We start from the raw sequence: 18,606 nt of genomic DNA on the forward strand, positions 1-18,606 counted from the left end.
CGTGATTGGACCCATCGCAACCCGCACAAGACCGCCGAAAATCCAGCTATCCGGTATCGCCTTCCCGGTGCCCAAACGCAGCAATTATCGCCGTAGTCCCGATTGGAGCAGGACCGCCGACGCCGCGTCCAAACCCGGCAAAAGGGCGACTCGATCGCTGGGGAACCGCCACTTTTTGTGTCTATTTACAGCACAATAGCATGATCACTGCGGATTGGAGGCTCGCTGCCCGACTGGCGCGCCCTGGCGATGTCGCCGCAAATTTGGCGAATCGAATCACGAATGATCGCTGCAGGATCGGTGACGCTGCGGCACAGGCCCGCGACGCTGCTGAAAAGCAGCCCCGAGCACCGCCGATTCCCTTATATTATGATAGTCTATGCAATCGTTATTTTTGGCCGCTTTCGACGTGCCTGACGATCATGCATGGGGCGCGGCCTGACCGCCTGCGACGCGTGATCGCGTCACATAGAGACCGACGATGAGCAGAGTCGCGCCAATGGCCAGCAATGCGCACAGCTGAAGCACGCGGCCCGCGCTGGCATCATCAGCCAGCGTGGATGCAGCGAGCGGCCCCAACCCTGATCCGACCAGGACCGCGGACGGGACCAACAGTGCCGTGCGGCGCGTCGGGTCGTTTTCGATCGACAACGGCGTCAGGAATGGGGTGATGAAAATCCATACCGCACCAAACAGCGTTTCGAGCACGAAAAAGACGGTGGCCCCTGGCGGAGTGGACAAAATGAACAGCACGGCGCTCAATGCGACGCTCGAGACGATCAGCGAGACAAACCAAGGCAGGCGCCGGGCAAGAAATATCGCGGCAAAGCCACCCACCACCTGCGCGCCCAGCGACGCCGGCACCGCAAACGCAACCTGCTGCGGTGTCATGCCGGCCTGGCGGCCAAGCGGCTCGAAATAGACCCATGCCCCAACGATGCAGCTTTGGATCAAAAGCGACGCCGCCAGGGCAACCCACCCCCGCAGCGGGGGCAGACCCGATACCTGCGCGGGATCACGCGGCAGCGGATTCAAGCGCTTGGGCAGCAACGGAACCAGCAGCATCGCGGCAGCCGCCAGGACGGCGATCGTTACCGGCACGCCATCGCGGGCATTGGGAGCGGCGATGGCAAGGCCGGTGGAGGTGGCGAACTGAACGATCGCCTGGGTCAACAGAAACGCAGCCGACAACGCCGTAGGGCGCGCGGAACGGACAATGACGCCGGTGGTCATCCACACCAGCACACCCGCCGACAGGCCGACCAGCCCACGCACGAAAAGAACGCCCAAGCCGCTGGTCCAAACCGTTGCGAAATTGAGCGACGCGACCAGCGCCAGGGCAACGAGCGTGGAAAGCCAGACCGAAACGCGCTCGAGAAACGACTCGGCAATGACGACGCCGATACCGATCGAGACCAGTTCGGCTGCCGCGACATGGCCCACCTGGGCCGCCGAAAGACGGTCAGCGGCGAGCAGCGCCCCGAAGAAGACCGGCTGGACGCCGGCAATGACGAGCCCGACCGTACCGATCAAGAGCGCCGCTGCCATTGCGCCCCGGCTGGAGGCGCTTCGCCCCGCGTTCGCCTGGCTATCTGCTGTCACCGTGCCGCTCCTTTTTGCAAGGTCAAGGTACTGTTATTCCAAACTTCGCTCCGTCGGCATCGGCAACACAGTATGGCCATCGGGTGGCGCGCAACGCCCACCGCCGCCCTGGGTCAACTTGCCTTCTCGTCGCCTGCTGCTGCCTCGACGGTCACACCCAGCAGGTTGCGATAATAGAGACTGACCATGTTCGCGTACTCGCGCCCGATCTCGTCGCCCCACTCGGGCATGTCGGAGATCAGATCATTCGTCGCACTGCCTAGCGCCGTGCTCAGCAGGGTCGCGGCTCTCAACCGCGTTTCGTCCACGCCGGGATATTGCGCGTGCAGCTTGGCAAAGAGCACGTCGGAAACAGCCTGCGTCGAGCTGATCCGCACCTCTTGCAACACGGGTACCGCCCGCATGACCCGCAAGATCCATTCGCCGCCCGGAACTCTGCGCGCGGCCCGCCGCACCTTCGTCAAAAGATCCAGACGATGTTCGACAACCTGCTCGAGCGGACCATCGAAACCGAGTTGCCCGGTCGCGATCGAGCGGAACACGACACGATCCTCGGCCTTCATCGCCCGATCGCCCATCTCCCTGAGAATGGCATACTTGTTTGGGAAATACCGATAAAGCGCAGGCGGGGTCAGTCCCGCACGCTCGCAGATCATATTGGTCGAAAGACGTTCGATGCCCACCTCGCCAAGCAACTCGCCGGCGACCTTGAGAATGATTTCAAACGTGACCTTGGAGCGATCCTGCGACGGCGCGAGCTTGGTATTGAGTTCGACATCCTGGTCGCTCCCGCTCTTTGCTCTTCTCGGCCGTGCCATCGCTGTTCCTTGAACTTTCAGATTACCTCCTGATCCACTATCCGCAGTGCCGGGCAATATCCAGCAATCGCTAGGAAGACGCGCCGACACTCCGCGACAGCGCCATGGTTTCGTCAAAGCTGGACAGCGCGCCGACCGTGCCCAAGCCCATCGCCACTTGCGCCGCGGTTGCCGTCGCGAAACGAAGCGACGCTTCTTCATCAAGGCCGCGCAGCCGCCCGGCATGGAACCCCACGCAGAAGGAATCGCCGCAGGTTGTCGTGTCGACAGGATCGATGGGCAAAGCGGGCACCTGCACCGCGTAATCCGGCTTCAACAGGATGGCGCCTTCGTGGCCAAGCTTGAAGACGCATCCCCCCGCGCCCATTGCAATGAACCGATCGGCTGCCGCGCGCAGATCGTCATTGCCGTGCAGGTGCAGCACTTCGGCAAGGCTCGGCATGAAGAGATCGACATAAGGCAGGATGCGGGCAAGATCCTCCATCGTCCCCTCACGCGGGGAAACGAGATCGCAGGTCACGAACGCGCCCGCCGCCTTTGCCGCCTTCAGGATCGCGACAGCCTGTTCTCCAATGCCAGGGAAGTTTACCGCTCCCCAATGAATGGCCCGGATCTGGGGCAGCGCCGCTGCCAGGTCCTCATGCAGGGGCGTGACCATGCTCGAGCCGACCATATGATAGGTCGAACGTTGGCCGATGCTGCGCACGGGAAGCACCGTCGACGAGGTGGGAAACTGCTCGTTGGTGACGAGGAAACGAAGATCGACCCCGGCCTTTTCCAGGCCATGGCGAACCGCCACTCCCTGCAGATCGTCACCGATTGCCGATGCAAGGGCGACCTTCAGCCCGAGCTTTGCGGCGACCATGGCAGCCCCGCCGGCCGTTCCCGCAGGGGAGAGCAGGATCGATTCCACCAACATGCCGCTATCGATCGGCGGCAACTCGTTCACCGGCCGCACCGCGATATCGACTGTCAGCAGGCCGACAGTGAGAAGATCAATCGACTGGTCCATGGTTGTTCCTCGCAGCTTGCGTTCAGGCCAGGGCCTGGAGTTCTTCCGCAGCTTTCGCTGCTGCCATTGCCAGGATCACCGGCGAAGGTTGCAACTCGGCCATGCGCTCCCGGGTCGCGGCAAACGCCCCATCCGCCGCAGCAACCGCCATATCGACGTCAGCTTCCGTCATGCAGGCGGCGATGAACATGTTATGCCAGGGATGAATATAGACGCCGCGCTGCAGCATCTCTTCTGCCCAGGCAAAGCCGACGCGCAGATCGGGATCGTCGTCGAAAAGCATGATCGGCATTTGCGACGGCCCCGTCTGGCGCAGGCCGAACCCGTGCCGCTCGGCAGCGCTGGCCAACCCGGCCCGCAGCCGGTCACCCATGCGGATCATCTGTTCAAGGTAATCGCTCTCGCGGATGATGCGCAGCGTCTCGAGCGAGGCTGCCATCGGCACGGCCGCGAACCAATAGGAGCCGGTAACGTAGATCGAGCCAGCGCCCTTGCGGCAGCGATCCGATCCCAGCAGGATGGACAAGGGCTGTCCGTTCGCCACGGCCTTGCCCCAGCAGCTCAGATCGGGCTGCACGCCGACAAGCGACCAACTGCAATCCCGCGCCAGCCGGAAACCGGCGCGCACATCATCGACAACCAGCATCGCCCCGGTTTCGTCGCACAGCTCCCGTGCACGGCGCGCATAGACCGGATCGGGCAGCGCCTGGTCGAAAAAGGCATCGTGCTTGAACGGCGTGGCGAAAATAGCGGCCAGGTCTTCGCCGGCATCACGAACCGCGGCCTCGAGGCTCTCGGCATTGTTGTATTCGTAATAGCGCAGCATGGCGCGATCTTCGGCCACGACGCCAACGGGATTGGGCGTGCACCAGGGCGCCGCGCCATGATAGGCGCCTTTGGCCAGAAGCACGATCCGTTTGCCGGTTTGCGCGCGGGCGGCGACCATCGCCATGCTGGTGGCATCCGTGCCGTTCTTGCAGAACATCGCCCAGTCGGCATGGGTCACCATCGAAACCAGTGCTTCGGCAAGATCGACCATCACCGGCGATGGTCCGGTCATGGTGTCGCCTTTTGCCGCCTGCGCAGCGGCCGCCGCGTCCACCCGCTGATCCCGATACCCCAGCAAGCTCGGCCCATAGGCGCACATGAAATCAAGATAGCGGTTGCCATCGGCATCCCAGATGTATGCGCCTTCCGCTCGCTCGAAAAACTGCGGGAACGTGGCAGGCAGCGCATGCACCGCCTCGTGGCCATACATGCCGTTGGGAATGACCTTGAATGCGCGAGCCTTGAGATCGCGATCGGCAGTACGATCCATAGAAACCTCGACAATGATAGTGTGGACTATGTAATTTTGAGTTTGCGAGATTGTCAATTCGCTTTCCGCAAAGGCCGGAAATATCGAACCAGGCCAACCCCATTTGCAACGAAGCAACAGAAATCATCCGCTACGGTCGACATAATAAAATCACGCACTCATCAGCTTTCAACAAACGACGGCGGTGCAGATGATTTTCAGTCGGTTGCGGAAAATTCCGCCTGAAGAAGATATACCCTATCGTCCGTATGAAATCTTCGAGATCTTTTCTCGAAACGCGTCCATATCTTCGGCCGACAGGTGGTTTGGCTCACCCAACTGCTGCGCCAGGAGATATTGCCGGCAAAGAATCTCGAGCCGATGGGCAAACATCATCGCAATGGGCATCGAAGGCCCGCGCGCGGTCATGCCGTGGTTGGCCATGAGGCAGGCGTAGCGGTCGATCAGCGCGTGCGAGACATCTTGCGCCAGCGTTTCGCTGCCAAAGGTCGAATAAGGCACGCACGGAACGTCGTCTCCACCGAACAGGCCGACAAGGTAGTGAAACGGCGGCAACGAATGGCAATGGCACGACACCGCAACACAATTGTCGGAGTGCGTGTGCACGATTGCTGTGGTATTGACATCGTTGCGATATATGCCGGCATGCAACTGCCACTCGCTCGACGGATTGAGACTTTTATCCCAGTCCCCCGATGCGTTGACATAGACAATGCTCTCTTCGCAAATATTGTCGCCATCAGCGCCCGCCGGTGAAATAAGCATGCCATTACCGAAACGGACACTCAGGTTTCCCGAAGACAGCTCGGTCAGGCCGAGGTCCACAACCCGTCGGTAAGCCTCTGCCAGCTGGTTTCTTGCCTGCTTTTCGGTTTGATCGCTCATGAGCCCTCCTTGCGCGAAACGCGCCGCCGAAAGCGCCTTTCAAAGGCACGATTCGCTCCATCCAGATGCACAGATACCGCAGCCAATAGAATAGTCCAGACTATTGTTTATGCCAGCCGCATACGCTACGCTGCAGCCGCGCTTGACGAGAAGGGATGCGACGAATGGACAGTGTCGAGATCGGAAGCCTGGGAACGCTTGCCGAGTTCGGTTTCACCGGCGGCCGCGATAGCATCCGCCCCTTTGCAGAGCGCGTTTTTGCCGGCCCGGAGCCTCGTTTCCTTCAGGACCAGGACGGGAACCTGGCGGTTTTCCGCAATGCGGATTTGCAGAAACTGGGCGCCCTGCCCCAGATCGGCAACGTTCCCGCCGGTGTGCTGTTTGGCGAATCGCTCACGCGGATGGACGATCCCACGCCGCCATTGGGTGCCGAAGTCGCGCGCGTGGTGGCAAACCAGGTCTTCACCGCCAATCCGCCGATCCATCGGCCGGTGCGCAAGGCGCTGGTTTCCCGCCTCGGCCCCAGAGAGGTGAGCGCGATGCGGCCGGTGGCGGAGGAAACCGTACAGCAAATCCTCGATGATCTTGCGCCTTTTGGCGAGATAGACGTCATGAGCGACGTCGCCGAACGGCTCACCTGCGGGTTCTGGGGCCGCATGCTGGAGATGGACGCCGACGAAATCGTGGCGATGCAGGCCTATACGCAGGACCTGACCCGGCTTTTTCACTTCGACCGCAACGCCGAAGACTACATCGTGCTCGACAACGCCATGCGCGGATATTGGCGCGTGATCAGGGCAGCGGCCGAGCGCAGCCTTCGTCGGGGCGAGAATCTCTTCGTCGTTGCCTTGGCCGACGACCTCCGGCGGATCGAACTGCCGGACGATCCCGACGAGGCGGGAATCGTCCCGCGCGATGTTGGCGCCATGCTGGCCGGCAACCTGATCGACGGTTTTCATACCGCGGCCCTTGGCGCCGCCAACACGCTGTTCGCGCTACTGAAAAATCCAGACGCCCTGGCGCGGGTGGTTACTGACCGGCAACTTGTGACCAGTGCCATCTTCGAAGCATTGCGCATCGAGCCGCCCGTGATCCACCTGCCCCGCTGGGCGATGGAGGAGGTCATCTTCGCGGGCGTGCGCATACCGCGCGGCGCGATCGTCTCGCTGATGTGGGGCATCGGCGGCTTCGACCCAGCGGCTGTGACCGACCCGCTGCGCTTCGACCTCGATCGCTCGCGCAAGGGCAGCACGACGTTCGGCGGTGGCCAGCACATTTGCCCTGGCCGGTATGTGGCCGTGATGCTGATCGAAGTGCTGCTCGACGCGGTAATGGCCCGCGGCCTGACGCTCACCCCCGGAACGGCAGCGCCGCAATGGATTCCGGCGCACGCCATGGGCCAGATGGAGCGCTTTCCGCTTCGCCTCGTGCCAGCAACCTGACTGCACAACGCCTTGCCGACGCAGCGCCAGCACGATTAACAACGATATTTATAGCTACTCTATACACAACCACCCCCGCCTGGTTCGGATGAACCGCGGGCACGCCGATTTGAGAGGAGCCGACATGCGCGAGTACACACGATTTTACATCGACGGCCAATGGGTTGAACCGGCAGGCCAAGAGACCCTCGATGTCCTCAATCCCGCGACCGAGGCGGTCGCCGGCCGTATTGCGCTGGGCACCGCTGCCGACGTCGACAAGGCCGTTCACGCAGCGCGGCGCGCTTTTCCTGGCTGGTCTGCCACCAGCCGGGAAGACCGGCTCGCCATCCTGGGCAGCATTCTGGCGGAATACCAGAAGCGCGCCGACGATCTTGCCGCCGCCGTGACCGAGGAAATGGGGGCGCCGGTCTCGCTGGCGCGCAATGCCCAGGTGCAGATCGGGCTGGCGCACCTCGCCACCGCACTGGAAATTCTCAAGACGTTTCCATTCACCCAGGAGCGCGGACAGACGCTGATCGCGCGCGAGCCGATCGGGGTCTGCGGCCTGATCACGCCGTGGAACTGGCCGCTCAACCAGATCACCTGCAAAGTGGCGCCGGCCATTGCCACAGGCTGCACCATGGTGCTCAAGCCATCGGAGATCGCACCCTTTTCGGCGCAGATCTTCACCGAGATCCTGGAGGCCGCCGGGCTTCCCGCTGGTGTGTTCAACCTGGTTCATGGCGACGGCATTGGTGTGGGCGTGCCGCTTTCCTCGCATCCCGAAGTCGACATGGTGTCGTTCACCGGATCGACGCGGGCAGGCATCGAAGTGGCGCGCAACGCCGCCGCAACCGTCAAGCGGGTGGCGCAGGAACTGGGCGGCAAGAGCCCGCACATCGTGCTCGACGATGCCTATCTGCCGCAAAGCGTTGCCGGCGGCGTGCAGGGCATGATGATCAACTCCGGCCAGTCCTGCAATGCGCCGTCGCGCATGCTCGTGCCGGCCGCGCGCATGGCCGAAGCGATCGAGAGTGCGCGGGCTGCCGCAAGCAGCATCACGGTCGGGCCGCCTGATGGCAACGCCCAGATCGGCCCCGTTGCCTCGCAGGCCCAGTTCGACAAGATTCGCGGGCTTATCCAGTCAGGCATCGATGAAGGCGCAACGCTGGTCGCCGGCGGGGTCGCGCGCCCCGAAGGCCTGGACAAGGGCTATTATGTCCAGCCCACGGTGTTCGCCAACGTGACGCCTGACATGACCATCGCGCGGGAGGAAATCTTCGGTCCCGTCCTGTCGATCATGGCCTACCAGACGCTCGACGAGGCAATCGAAATCGGCAACGACACCGAATATGGGCTCGCCGCCTATGTCAGCGGGGCAGATATCGACACGGCGCGCAAGGTAGCAGCCAGGATGCGCGCGGGCCAGGTATCGATCAATGGCGCGCGCGATCTGATGGCGCCATTCGGCGGCTACAAGCGCAGCGGCAATGGCCGCGAATGGGGCGATTTCGGCTTCCACGAGTTCGTCGAGGTGAAGGCCGTGCTCGGTTACGCCAGCCAGGAGTAAACCGGCGCAGCGCCGCGCTGAATAATTTCTCCCACAATTCCAATTCGACCTGCCCAAGCACGCATGAAAAGGATGCGATATGAGCGTTGCAATTTCGGCCCCGGAAACCGGGCTCTTCAATCCCAACCCGTCTGACAACTGGAAACCTGTCGAAGGGTCTCCCACGATGAAGACGTGGCTCGAATTCCAGACGGCAGACAAGACCATGGTGACCGGGACCTGGCATTCCACCACCGGCACCTGGCATTCCGAGAACACGCCCTATCACGAATATATCTATCTGATCGCAGGCGCGATCGAACTGACTGCGGATGGCGGCGAGACGGTCAGCGTCAAGGCCGGGGATGCCTTCATGGTCGAGGCAGGGTTCACCGGAACCTGGAAAGTGACCGAACCGGTGCAGAAGCGGTTCTGCCTGCGGCTGGCGTGATCCCCGCCTGATACGCAGGCGCGCAGACCGCCGTCGCGAGAAGGCCTGCTCCGACCGCATGCCGGGGCAGGCCTTCTTATTTGGGCGCGCAACAGGACCGTTACTGGCGGTCGACGGTATGTTAGGCGATGGGAACGTCGAGACGATAGAATTTGGCAGCAGAGCGCGCGAACAGCCACGATTTCTCGTCTGCCGAGGCGGACCGCGTCAGACGTTTGAACGCGTTCCAGGTTTCGACATAGTCTGCGCCCCAGCGGTCGACGGGGAAGTTGCTTTCGAACAGCGCACGGTCCGGCCCAAAGGCTTCGATGCAGCTTTCGATATAGGGCTGCCACAGGCGCGCGAGAGTCTCAGAACCAACGCGTTGCGTGGGTCCGAGGCCGTCGAGCATCGTGAAGGGCATGCCCAGCCCGCCCAACTTGACGTGGACGTTGGGGCAGGTCGCCAGTTCCCGGATGGCGCGTTGCCAATCGGGAAAGGTCGCTGCCAGCGTGCCGCGATGCCGCGCGATCCCCAGCGGCGTGCCAACGTGATCCAGCATGATCGGCACCTGCGGAAACGCACGGGCGAGGTCCGTCACTTCCCCGATCTGCGGCGCGAATACCCAGGCATCGAACGAAAGGTCTGCCTCGGCCAATGCGGCAAAGCCGCGCCGAAAGGCGTCGCTGCCATAGAGCCCACGGGGCGCTGGGGCGACGGGGCCGAGCACGCGTTCGTCGTCATGCGGGCCGATGTTGCGGATGCCGCGGAGCTTGCCCGCGCCGGCCGCTTTCGCGCGCGCCAGCGCCGCAGCGGCATCATCGCTGGTCAGATCGACATAGCCCACGATCGCCGCGCACGGCTGACCTCCCGAAGGATCGCCCGCGCATGCCTGTGCGATTTCCTCTACCCGTTCGATCTCACCCAGCGCGCGATCGTTCTCCGATCCGTGCTCGTGGTAGAATGCGCCGCATTCGACATAGACCGTGGCGATGATGTTATGGCCGGTGCGCAAGTCCGCCAGGAACTCGTCGCGCAGATACACGGGGTCTTGGGCAAAGATATCGTTGAACGGATGCACCGCCTTTGCCGCATAGTGGCTTTCGGGATGGTCCTGCCAAAGATGATGGTGCGGATCGATGATCGGCAGATCGGGATCGATCGCGTCCTCGCGCGGCATTATCCGCGCTGCGTTACCCAGCCGCATGCTATCGCTGTCCTTTGCTGTGGCCCAACACCACCCCTGCCCCAGCGCCTCGGCGATCTTAACCCTGTGAAATGCGGTTCCGGGCCGGCAAAGCGGCGGGCACGCATATTAATAGCTATCGCTATTGATTGGGTCAAGCCGGTGCGGTAGCATGCGCACTACGCATAGCGGCCCGGAAACTGGGCGCGGCGAGGCCCAGCCGGGATCAGCGCCGCGGTTGTAATAACGATAGCGATTGATGGACAGGAGAACTGAAATGGACACGCTCGCGCCGGCAGACCGGACAACCGCACAGACCGATACCGCATCGCAGGAATGGCAGATCCGCGTAGAACTGGCCGCGCTCTATCGGCTTGTCGCCCTGCACGGCTGGGATGACGCGATCTATACCCACATTTCGGCGCGACTGCCCGGGGATGATCACCACTTCCTGATCAATCCCTATGGGATGTTTTTCGAAGAGATCACGGCCTCGTCGCTGGTCAAGATCGATCTGGATGGCAAGATCATCGAGCCGACGCCATACAAGGTCAACCCGGCCGGCTTCACGATCCATTCGGCGATCCACGGCGCGCGCGAAGACGCCCGTTTCGTCATGCACCTCCACTCCGATCACGGCGTTGCCGTGTCCACCCATAGCGAGGGGCTTCTGCCACTGACGCAGCATGCGCTCATCGCGCTGCCCTCGATCAGCTACCACGGGTATGAAGGGATCGCGCTCAATCTTGAGGAGCGCGAGCGGATCGTCGCCGACCTGGGGGACAAGAAGACCATGATCCTGCGCAACCATGGCACGCTTGCGGTGGGAGAAACGGCGGCAGAGGCGTGGCTCGGCATGTATTACCTTGAAAAGGCATGTGCCCAGCAGGTGGCTGCGCTGTCGATCGGGCGGGACAAGGTGATGCTCGCGCCGGCCGCTGCGCAGGAAGAAGTGCGGCAGCAGGTGAGTACCGGACGCGCAAAATCGGCGATGCTGGCTTGGCCGGGTTTCCTGCGCCAGCTCGATCGCCGCTTGCCCGGTTACGACAGCTGAGGTCCTGCCGGTTTGGCCACGGCGGGGCAGCGTATCAGGCTTTGCCCCGCCTTTGCTGCCGCGGCAACTGTACCTGGAACACCGCGCCACCATCCGGGCGGTCGCCTGCCAGGACTGTCCCGCCGTGCGCCTCGACAACCGCTTTCACCACTGCGAGGCCAAGGCCACTGCCTCCGTGCACCCGGCTGCGCGACGGTTCACCCCGCCAAAAGCGGCGAAAAACCTGATCGGGCTCGTGCGACGGCAGACCGGGACCACGATCGGTAATGATCAGCAAGGCGCTGGCGCCGTCAATTTTCGTTTCGACTTCGACCACCCCACCTGTTGCGGCATGCCGGCGGGCGTTGTCGACAAGCGCGAGCAGGACCTGTCCCAGCCGTTGCTCATCCATCTCGACCAGGGTCGGCGCGAGGCGCGTTTCCAGGCGCATACCGGCCGTGGCCAGGATCGGCTCGAGGGCGTGCAGGTGCGTGGCGGCGAGCAGCGCCATATCGGCCAAACGCACATTCAGTTCGAGACGGCCGGTATTGGCCAGGCTGAGCGTCTGCAAATCCTCAACGATGCGCGCGAGCAGATCCACCTCCTGGATCAGCGCGGCGATCGCGGGACCATCGGTGGCAAACACGCCATCCAGCTGGCCTTGCAGCCGCCCGCGCAAGATTGTCAGCGGGGTGCGCAACTCGTGCGCGATGGCGGCAGAGCCTTCGCGCAGATCACGGTCATAGGCTTCCAGCGCCTCGGCCATGCTGTTGAAATCGGACAGCAATTGCCGTAGCTCGCCCGCGCCCGGCGGCCCTTCGGCCGCCCGCGCCGACAGATCGCCCGAGGTGATCGCGCGCGCCGCGTGGCTCACTGCCTCGATCGGGCGGGCCAGGCGGGTGGCCAGCGCCAGGCCAACCGCGATGCCGAACATCGACGCCAGCGCAGCCAATCCGATCAGCAGCACGCTCTGTTCGTGGTCGATGGTCTGCGCGATCCGCACCCGTTCCTTGTAAAGCGCGACAGCGGCTGCCGCCGGCGGTCTTCCCCCGGCGTTGACCTCCATCAGCGTCTGGCGCGCAACCGGATCGAGCGCATTGAGCATCATCTGCTCCTGCCATCGCGCGAAGAGATTGAGCCCGACATAGCCGAACAGGATGGCCAGCAGGATGGCCAGGATCATCGCCGCCGCCAGTTGCGTGCGCAGGCGCAGCGTGCGCCACATCATCGCGCCGACAATCGATAGCCGACGCCGCGCACGCTTTCGAGCACGTCGCCGGCCCCGGCCATCTCCAGCTTGCGCCGCAATTTCGACAGGTGGCTGTCGACGGTCCGTTCAAGCGCCTCTCCTTCCGGCAGGCAGGCATCGAGCAGCGCGCCGCGACCGACCACCCGCGGGCTCGCGCGGGCGAGATATTCGAGCAAGCGAAATTGCGTGATGGTCGTCTCGATCAGGCGGCGCGGCCCCTCGCCTGCGGAAACCGACACGAGATGCGCATCGCAATCGATCTCGATCACCCCGATCCGCAGCCGCTGCGGCACACTTTGCGACCTTGCCCGGCGCAGCACGGCGGCAGACCTCGCCACCAGTTCGGCCGGATTGAACGGCTTGACGACATAGTCGTCTGCCCCGATGCGCAACCCCGCGAGCCGTTCGTAATCCTCGCCCAGCGCGGTTACCATGATGATCGGCGTGTCGGAATGCGCGCGCATCCGCGCCAAGGCCTGAAACCCATCGAGCTTGGGCAGCTTAACATCGAGGATGACGAGGTCCGGGGCCAGCCGGTAGTGGTTCTGGACGCCTTCCTCCCCATCTGCGGCGCGGACCACGCGGTAGCCCTCGCGCTCGAAATAGGCCCGGATAATGTCAGCGATTTTCTGCTCGTCCTCGACGACCAGCACCAGGGGCCCGGACTCGGTCATGCATTGTTGCCCAGCGATTGCGACATAGCCGCAGGTATTATAGCCCTGACTATATTATACAAGCCAGCCGAGCGGCGCGGGAAAGGCCCTCCCCTCACTCCGGGGCGAACAAGCCGTTGCCCAATACCGACTTGTAGGCATCCATCACCACGGCCAGCGAGCGATCCTTGCGCCACCCCTGCAGATCGTAGGCCGCGTTGATTGCCGCGAGCAGAAACTGTGCGGCGATGAACGGATCGACCAGGCGAACGGCGCCTTCGGCCATCCCTTCCACCAGCTCGCCCATCATGCCGAGCGCCGTGCGCTGGGCATAGCGCAGCGCCAGCGCGCGAACCGCAGGCGGCATCGCCTGATAGGCCGTCACGCGCAGCAGCGGGAACTCGTCGGCAAACTGCAACTGCAGCGCCGACTGCACCGTGGCGGAAAGCCGCTTCCACGCCGATGCCTGCTCGGCCCTGGCCCTGGTCTGCAAATCGGCCAGGCGACGGTGGCTGGCCCGCCAGCACGCGACGACCAGATCATCCTTGGAATCGAGATGATGGTAGAAACTGCCCTTGGTGCGATTGAATTCCGCCATGATCCGCTTGACGGACGCGCCGCGATAGCCGGTGGCATTGATGAAACGCGTTGCCACGCGCAGGAAGCTTTCCTGGTCGCCGGCATCGGTTACCGCCCCCGGCGTGAACACGCGAACGTCCCAGGCCGTGCCGGGCGTGACGATACCGCCGTCGAGAATCCGGAAAAAACGCTGCCGGACATTGGGCATATCCCCGATCGCGAACTGCCCGAGCCATGTGCGCTGCCATAGCAGCGCCTCGTTGAGGATGTGCGCGCGCGCAATCAGCACGTCGCGGTGCGAGGCATCGCGGGCCGGGCCAAAGAAACTGCGGATCGCCCGCAGCGTGCCGCGATATTGCTCGATCAGCGATGATCGCGCCGGCTCGTCCATCGAGCGGATTTCGGAAAGGTTTGCCAGCGGCCGTTCCGACTGACGCAGGGTTCCCGCAAAGTGCTCGAAATGCAGTTCGACGTAGCGGGCAACGCGCGCGCGGGGCGTCGCCTCTGCCTGCGCTGCATCCACCATCGCTGCCAGCCGGCCGAGCGTGTCTTCGAACACCGCCGTCAGCAGCTGCTCCTTGCGACGGAAGTAGTAGGTCACACTGGTCGTGCTCAGGCCCAGTTCGGTCGCCACGTCAGACAGCGTCATCCCGCGCATGCCCTTGTCGTTCAACAGCGCCGTCGCCGCATCGACGATGCGCTGCTTCTGCCTGTCAAAGCGGGTCGCGCTATCGACCAAGACAGCGCCGGTTTCCGCGCCAGGCATGGGGGGGATGGTGTCGCACATGCATGCCTTATCGCCACTCGCGCCGCGGCTGTCGACCCACAGATTGCACCACCCCAAACTGCGATTCGAATATCGGGTCAGTTTTGACAAAGCGACGAGCCGTGCCGATTTTACGCAATATATCTCGTTTTGCTTGTCGAGTCCTGCTGGACAGGTCTGCAGAGATGCGTCATGGTCAGGCATAATTAGAACTTAGGGTATGGCCCTTGAGTCGGCCAGCCTCTGGAGAGGTCCATGAATTTCACCTTCACCGAACGTGAGCGGCACTTCCAAGGCGCGGTGCGTGATTTTATCGCCGCGCACGTCAGGCCGCAGGTCGAAGCCTATGAGGCAGAGGTGAACACCGGCGATCGCTGGACGCCATCACAAACGATCGAGGCGCTCAAGCCAAAGGCCAAGGCTGCCGGGCTGTGGAACCTGTTCATGCCGCCGGCGTCGGGCCATAGCCATGTGGACGACAGCTTCGTGTTCGAGGGAACGCAGCTCAGCAATCTTGAATATGCGCTCTGCGCCGAAGAGATGGGGCGCATCGGCTGGGCTTCGGAAGTGTTCAACTGCTCGGCGCCCGACACCGGCAACATGGAAGTGCTGCACCGCTATGGCACGCGGGCGCAGAAGGATCGCTGGCTCAAGCCGCTGATGGAGGGCACCATCCGCTCGGCGTTCCTGATGACCGAGCCCGAGGTCGCCTCGTCCGATGCGACCAACATCCGCACCACGATCCGGCGTGACGGCGATCATTATGTGATCAACGGGCGCAAGTGGTGGTCGTCTGGCATGGGCGACCCGCGCGCCAAGCTGGCGATCGTGATGGGCAAGACCGATCCCGATGCCCCCGCGCACAGCCAGCAGGCGATGATCCTGGTCGATGTCGATACGCCCGGCGTGAAGGTCGAGAGGCTGCTGTCGGTTTATGGCTATGACCACGCCCCCCACGGCCATGCCGAGGTCACGCTGACCGATGTGCGCGTGCCGGCGGAAAACCTGCTGCTGGGCGAGGGCCGCGGCTTTGAGATTGCCCAGGGAAGGCTCGGGCCGGGCCGCATTCATCACTGCATGCGCACGATCGGCGCCGCCGAGGAGGCGCTGGAGGCCATGGCCAGGCGGCTGGTATCGCGCACCGCGTTCGGCAAGCGCCTCTCCGAACACAGTGTGTGGGAGGAACGCGTCGCCCGTGCCCGCATCGACATCGAGATGACGCGGCTGCTATGCCTCAAGGCGGCCGACATGATGGACCGCGCCGGCAACAAGGCCGCCCGCAACGAGATCGCGATGATCAAGGTGCAGGCGCCGATGATGGCCCTGAAAATCATCGACGATGCCGTGCAGGCCCATGGCGGCGCTGGTGTCTCGGGCGATTTCCAGCTGGCGGCAGACTGGGCCAACATCCGCACGCTGCGCCTTGCCGACGGCCCTGACGAGGTGCACGCCCGCGCCATCGCCCGCGCGGAACTCGGCAAATACCGTGACGCCGCGCGATGAGCGATCTCGACCAGGACAAGCTGGCGGGATGGCTGAAACAGGCCACCTCTGCCGAGCTGCGCGCGGTGGAGAAGTTTGCCGGCGGGCAGTCCAACCCCACCTACCGCATCGAAACCTCGGCCGGAAATTTCGTGCTGCGGCGCAAGCCGTTTGGCCAGTTGCTGCCGTCGGCCCATGCGGTCGACCGTGAATTTCGCCTGATCTCGGCCCTTTCCCCAACCGGATTTCCCGTGCCCCGTCCGATTGCGCTGTGCGAGGACGAGAGCGTGATCGGTGCCGCCTTCTACCTGATGGAACTGGTGGAGGGCCGCACGCTGTGGGATGGCACGCTGCCCGATATCCCCAAGCCCGATCGCCATGCCTATTACGAGGCGATGGTCGATACGCTGGCGGCGCTTCACGCGATCGATCACCAGGCCGTCGGGCTCGGTGATTTCGGACCGCCGGGCAACTATTTCGAGCGGCAGATCCAGCGCTGGACCAAGCAGTATCGCGCCGCGCAGACGGACGACATTGCCGAGGTGGACAAGCTGATCGATTGGCTGCCGCGTACAGTGCCCGCGCAGACCCGCACCGCGATCATCCACGGCGACTACCGGATCGACAACCTGATCTATGACCCCACTGCCCCCAAGGTGGCCGCGGTGCTCGATTGGGAGCTGACCACGATCGGCGATCCGCTGGCCGACTTCACGTATTTCGCGATGAACTGGGCGATGCCGCGTGACGGGCGGTCGGGGCTCGCCGGCCTCGATCTCGCGGCCGAAGGGCTGCCGCCGCTTGGCGCCATGGTCGACCGCTATTGCGCGGCAAGCGGGCGAGACGCCTTGCCCGATCTGCATTGGTATTTTGCCTACAACCTGTTCCGCCTGGTCGGCATCGTCCAGGGCATCAAGAAGCGTCTGATCGATGGCAATGCCTCGAGCAGCAGGGCCGCAGAAGCCGTCGCCAAATTGCGGCCGCTGGCCCAGGCCGCCTGGGCACAAGCACGCCAGGCCGGCGCCACCGCATAAGGAGAGCGAAAAACATGGACTTGTTCGATCTGACCGGCAAAGTCGCGATCATCACCGGATCGTCGCGCGGCATTGGGCGCGCCATCGCCGAGGCTTATGCCGATGCCGGTGCCAAGGTGGTGATCTCCAGCCGCAAGCAGCAGGCTTGCGAGGAAGTTGCCAACGCCATCAACGCCACGCATGGCGAGGAACGCGCCATCGCCATCGCGGCCAGCATCTCTGACAAGGCGATGCTGCAGGCGCTGGTCTCGGAAACGCGCCAGCGGTTCGGCAAGATCGACATCCTCGTCTGCAACGCGGCCTCCAACCCCTATTACGGGCCCATGGCGGGGATCACCGACGAGCAGTTCCGCAAGATCTTCGACAACAACGTGCTGGCCAATCACTGGCTGGTCAACATGGTCGTGCCCGAAATGATCGAGCGCGAGAACGGCGCAATCGTGATCGTCTCCTCGATCGGCGGGCTGATCGGGTCCGACGTGATCGGCGCCTACAACGTGTCCAAGGCCGCCGATTTCCAGCTGGTCCGCAACCTTGCGATCGAATTTGGCAGGCACAACGTGCGCGTCAACGCCATCGCACCCGGGGTGATCCGCACCGACTTTGCCAAGGCGCTGTGGGAAGACCCGGAGGCAGAGGCCGCGCTCAAGCGCGTCACCCCGCTCGGCCGCATTGGCGAGCCCGACGAGATCGCGGGCGCGGCGGTCTTCCTCGCTTCGAAAGCCGGCGCCTATGTCACCGGCCAGGGCATTGTCGTTGACGGTGGCACGACTATCCGGGGCGGCCTGTGAACGCGCGGTTTGCCGGCAAGAGTGTCCTCGTCACCGGCGCGGCATCGGGAATTGGCCGCGCCGCGGCCATCCTGTTTGCCGAACAAGGCGCAAGGGTTTTGGCGGTCGACCTCACCGATGGCGTGGAAGCGACGGCTGCCGCACATCCCGCGATTACCGCGATGCGCGGGGACGCGGGCAATGAGGGCGATGTCATCGCGATGATCGCCGCCGCAATCCAGACCCATGGCGGGATCGATGTGATCTTTGCCAATGCCGGGATCAGCGGCGGCATGGCCGGCATCTTCGACCAGTCGGTGGAAGATTGGCAGGCCCTGCTGCAGGTCAACCTGATCGGTCCGTTCCTTGCCATCAAGCATGGCGCCAAGGCCATGCTCGATGCCGGAACCGCCGGTGCGATCGTCTGTACCGCCTCGGTCGCAGGGCTGCGGGCCGGCGCGGGTGGCCCGGCATACTCCGCATCCAAGGCGGGGGTGATCAATCTTGTTCAGACTGCGGCACAGCAGCTCAGCGGATCGGGCATTCGCGTCAATGCGGTGTGCCCTGGCCTGATCGAGACGGGCATGACCCAGTCATTCTACGAACGCGCCCGCGCCAAGGGCAAAAGCGACCAACTGGGGCAACTCAACCCGCTCAAGCGCGGCGGCCAGCCCATCGAGATCGCCACCGCGGTCGCATTCCTCGCGTCCGACGAAGCCAGCTACGTCAACGGCCATGCCCTGGTCGTCGATGCCGGCCTCTCCTCCTCCCATCCCTTCGCCCGGCCGCGCGGCCTGGGCGAGACGTCCTTCTGAC

The 18,606-nt window shown here is 63.7% G+C and carries 17 protein-coding genes; 8 read left to right on the top strand and 9 right to left on the bottom strand.

The window, feature by feature from the left end; genetic code table 11:
- Positions 1–420: 420 nt before the first annotated feature.
- The 5 genes from FHW97_RS08495 to FHW97_RS08515 form a co-directional block, all read right to left on the bottom strand.
- Entirely contained in the window at positions 421–1,548 is a 1,128-nt protein-coding gene (locus FHW97_RS08495; protein WP_171798687.1) for an MFS transporter, read from the bottom strand.
- Positions 1,549–1,715: 167 nt separating this feature from the next.
- Entirely contained in the window at positions 1,716–2,420 is a 705-nt protein-coding gene (locus FHW97_RS08500; RefSeq protein ID WP_062786678.1) for a TetR/AcrR family transcriptional regulator, read from the bottom strand.
- 70 nt (positions 2,421–2,490) lie between these two features.
- Positions 2,491–3,432, bottom strand: a complete 942-nt coding sequence (locus FHW97_RS08505; RefSeq protein ID WP_171798688.1) for a carbohydrate kinase family protein — start codon at positions 3,430–3,432, stop codon at positions 2,491–2,493.
- Positions 3,433–3,454: 22 nt separating this feature from the next.
- Positions 3,455–4,750 (bottom strand): aminotransferase class III-fold pyridoxal phosphate-dependent enzyme, encoded by a 1,296-nt coding sequence (locus FHW97_RS08510; RefSeq protein WP_171798689.1) that lies wholly within the window; start codon positions 4,748–4,750, stop codon positions 3,455–3,457.
- 237 nt (positions 4,751–4,987) lie between these two features.
- Positions 4,988–5,635, bottom strand: a complete 648-nt coding sequence (locus tag FHW97_RS08515; RefSeq protein WP_171798690.1) for a class II aldolase/adducin family protein — start codon at positions 5,633–5,635, stop codon at positions 4,988–4,990.
- Positions 5,636–5,799: 164 nt separating this feature from the next.
- Between FHW97_RS08515 and FHW97_RS08520 the strand changes: the two genes are divergently transcribed.
- The 3 genes from FHW97_RS08520 to FHW97_RS08530 all read left to right on the top strand — a co-directional run bounded on the left by FHW97_RS08520 (position 5,800) and on the right by FHW97_RS08530 (position 9,059).
- Positions 5,800–7,077 carry a cytochrome P450 gene (locus tag FHW97_RS08520; protein WP_171798691.1) on the top strand — a complete coding sequence of 426 codons (1,278 nt, stop codon included), beginning with the start codon at positions 5,800–5,802 and terminating at the stop codon, positions 7,075–7,077.
- A 124-nt stretch (positions 7,078–7,201) separates the two neighbouring features.
- Positions 7,202–8,629 (top strand): aldehyde dehydrogenase family protein, encoded by a 1,428-nt coding sequence (locus tag FHW97_RS08525; protein WP_171798692.1) that lies wholly within the window; start codon positions 7,202–7,204, stop codon positions 8,627–8,629.
- Positions 8,630–8,708: 79 nt separating this feature from the next.
- Positions 8,709–9,059, top strand: a complete 351-nt coding sequence (locus FHW97_RS08530) for a cupin domain-containing protein (protein WP_022677720.1) — start codon at positions 8,709–8,711, stop codon at positions 9,057–9,059.
- 121 nt (positions 9,060–9,180) lie between these two features.
- Here FHW97_RS08530 and FHW97_RS08535 read toward each other — a convergent pair whose 3' ends face one another.
- Positions 9,181–10,245, bottom strand: a complete 1,065-nt coding sequence (locus tag FHW97_RS08535; RefSeq protein WP_253941691.1) for an amidohydrolase — start codon at positions 10,243–10,245, stop codon at positions 9,181–9,183.
- Positions 10,246–10,501: 256 nt separating this feature from the next.
- Between FHW97_RS08535 and FHW97_RS08540 the strand changes: the two genes are divergently transcribed.
- Complete coding sequence (locus tag FHW97_RS08540; RefSeq protein WP_171798693.1) at positions 10,502–11,278, top strand: class II aldolase/adducin family protein; 777 nt, start codon at positions 10,502–10,504, stop codon at positions 11,276–11,278.
- A 34-nt stretch (positions 11,279–11,312) separates the two neighbouring features.
- Here the strand turns inward: FHW97_RS08540 and FHW97_RS08545 are convergent, their stop codons facing one another.
- The 3 genes from FHW97_RS08545 to FHW97_RS08555 form a co-directional block, all read right to left on the bottom strand.
- Positions 11,313–12,485 (bottom strand): ATP-binding protein, encoded by a 1,173-nt coding sequence (locus FHW97_RS08545; RefSeq protein ID WP_171796786.1) that lies wholly within the window; start codon positions 12,483–12,485, stop codon positions 11,313–11,315.
- Entirely contained in the window at positions 12,482–13,159 is a 678-nt protein-coding gene (locus tag FHW97_RS08550) for a response regulator (protein WP_370525372.1), read from the bottom strand. The genes FHW97_RS08545 and FHW97_RS08550 overlap by 4 nt, the downstream gene beginning before the upstream one ends.
- Positions 13,160–13,274: 115 nt before the next feature.
- Positions 13,275–14,504: a TetR/AcrR family transcriptional regulator gene (locus FHW97_RS08555; RefSeq protein WP_171798694.1), complete on the bottom strand. Its 1,230-nt coding sequence runs from the start codon at positions 14,502–14,504 to the stop codon at positions 13,275–13,277.
- Positions 14,505–14,759: 255 nt separating this feature from the next.
- Between FHW97_RS08555 and FHW97_RS08560 the strand changes: the two genes are divergently transcribed.
- From FHW97_RS08560 to FHW97_RS08575, 4 genes are read left to right on the top strand one after another with little or no spacing between them, the layout of a single operon-like run.
- Positions 14,760–16,007, top strand: a complete 1,248-nt coding sequence (locus FHW97_RS08560) for an acyl-CoA dehydrogenase family protein (RefSeq protein ID WP_171798695.1) — start codon at positions 14,760–14,762, stop codon at positions 16,005–16,007.
- Positions 16,004–17,020 carry a phosphotransferase family protein gene (locus tag FHW97_RS08565; RefSeq protein ID WP_171798696.1) on the top strand — a complete coding sequence of 339 codons (1,017 nt, stop codon included), beginning with the start codon at positions 16,004–16,006 and terminating at the stop codon, positions 17,018–17,020. The genes FHW97_RS08560 and FHW97_RS08565 overlap by 4 nt, the downstream gene beginning before the upstream one ends.
- Before the next feature lie 14 nt (positions 17,021–17,034).
- Positions 17,035–17,811, top strand: a complete 777-nt coding sequence (locus FHW97_RS08570) for an SDR family NAD(P)-dependent oxidoreductase (protein WP_022677727.1) — start codon at positions 17,035–17,037, stop codon at positions 17,809–17,811.
- Positions 17,808–18,605, top strand: a complete 798-nt coding sequence (locus FHW97_RS08575) for an SDR family NAD(P)-dependent oxidoreductase (protein WP_171798697.1) — start codon at positions 17,808–17,810, stop codon at positions 18,603–18,605. Before FHW97_RS08570 ends, FHW97_RS08575 begins: the two co-directional genes overlap by 4 nt.
- Position 18,606 lies beyond the last annotated feature (1 nt).

Source organism: Novosphingobium sp. SG754 (assembly GCF_013149315.1).
GTDB classification, from domain to species: domain Bacteria; phylum Pseudomonadota; class Alphaproteobacteria; order Sphingomonadales; family Sphingomonadaceae; genus Novosphingobium; species Novosphingobium capsulatum.

Coding starts and splice junctions, on each gene's coding strand:
- FHW97_RS08495 (WP_171798687.1), bottom strand. CDS start 1,548: ATGGCAGCGGCGCTCTTGATCGGTACGGTCGGGCTCGTCATTGCCGGC.
- FHW97_RS08500 (WP_062786678.1), bottom strand. CDS start 2,420: ATGGCACGGCCGAGAAGAGCAAAGAGCGGGAGCGACCAGGATGTCGAA.
- FHW97_RS08505 (WP_171798688.1), bottom strand. CDS start 3,432: ATGGACCAGTCGATTGATCTTCTCACTGTCGGCCTGCTGACAGTCGAT.
- FHW97_RS08510 (WP_171798689.1), bottom strand. CDS start 4,750: ATGGATCGTACTGCCGATCGCGATCTCAAGGCTCGCGCATTCAAGGTC.
- FHW97_RS08515 (WP_171798690.1), bottom strand. CDS start 5,635: ATGAGCGATCAAACCGAAAAGCAGGCAAGAAACCAGCTGGCAGAGGCT.
- FHW97_RS08520 (WP_171798691.1), top strand. CDS start 5,800: ATGGACAGTGTCGAGATCGGAAGCCTGGGAACGCTTGCCGAGTTCGGT.
- FHW97_RS08525 (WP_171798692.1), top strand. CDS start 7,202: ATGCGCGAGTACACACGATTTTACATCGACGGCCAATGGGTTGAACCG.
- FHW97_RS08530 (WP_022677720.1), top strand. CDS start 8,709: ATGAGCGTTGCAATTTCGGCCCCGGAAACCGGGCTCTTCAATCCCAAC.
- FHW97_RS08535 (WP_253941691.1), bottom strand. CDS start 10,245: ATGCGGCTGGGTAACGCAGCGCGGATAATGCCGCGCGAGGACGCGATC.
- FHW97_RS08540 (WP_171798693.1), top strand. CDS start 10,502: ATGGACACGCTCGCGCCGGCAGACCGGACAACCGCACAGACCGATACC.
- FHW97_RS08545 (WP_171796786.1), bottom strand. CDS start 12,485: ATGATGTGGCGCACGCTGCGCCTGCGCACGCAACTGGCGGCGGCGATG.
- FHW97_RS08555 (WP_171798694.1), bottom strand. CDS start 14,504: ATGCCTGGCGCGGAAACCGGCGCTGTCTTGGTCGATAGCGCGACCCGC.
- FHW97_RS08560 (WP_171798695.1), top strand. CDS start 14,760: ATGAATTTCACCTTCACCGAACGTGAGCGGCACTTCCAAGGCGCGGTG.
- FHW97_RS08565 (WP_171798696.1), top strand. CDS start 16,004: ATGAGCGATCTCGACCAGGACAAGCTGGCGGGATGGCTGAAACAGGCC.
- FHW97_RS08570 (WP_022677727.1), top strand. CDS start 17,035: ATGGACTTGTTCGATCTGACCGGCAAAGTCGCGATCATCACCGGATCG.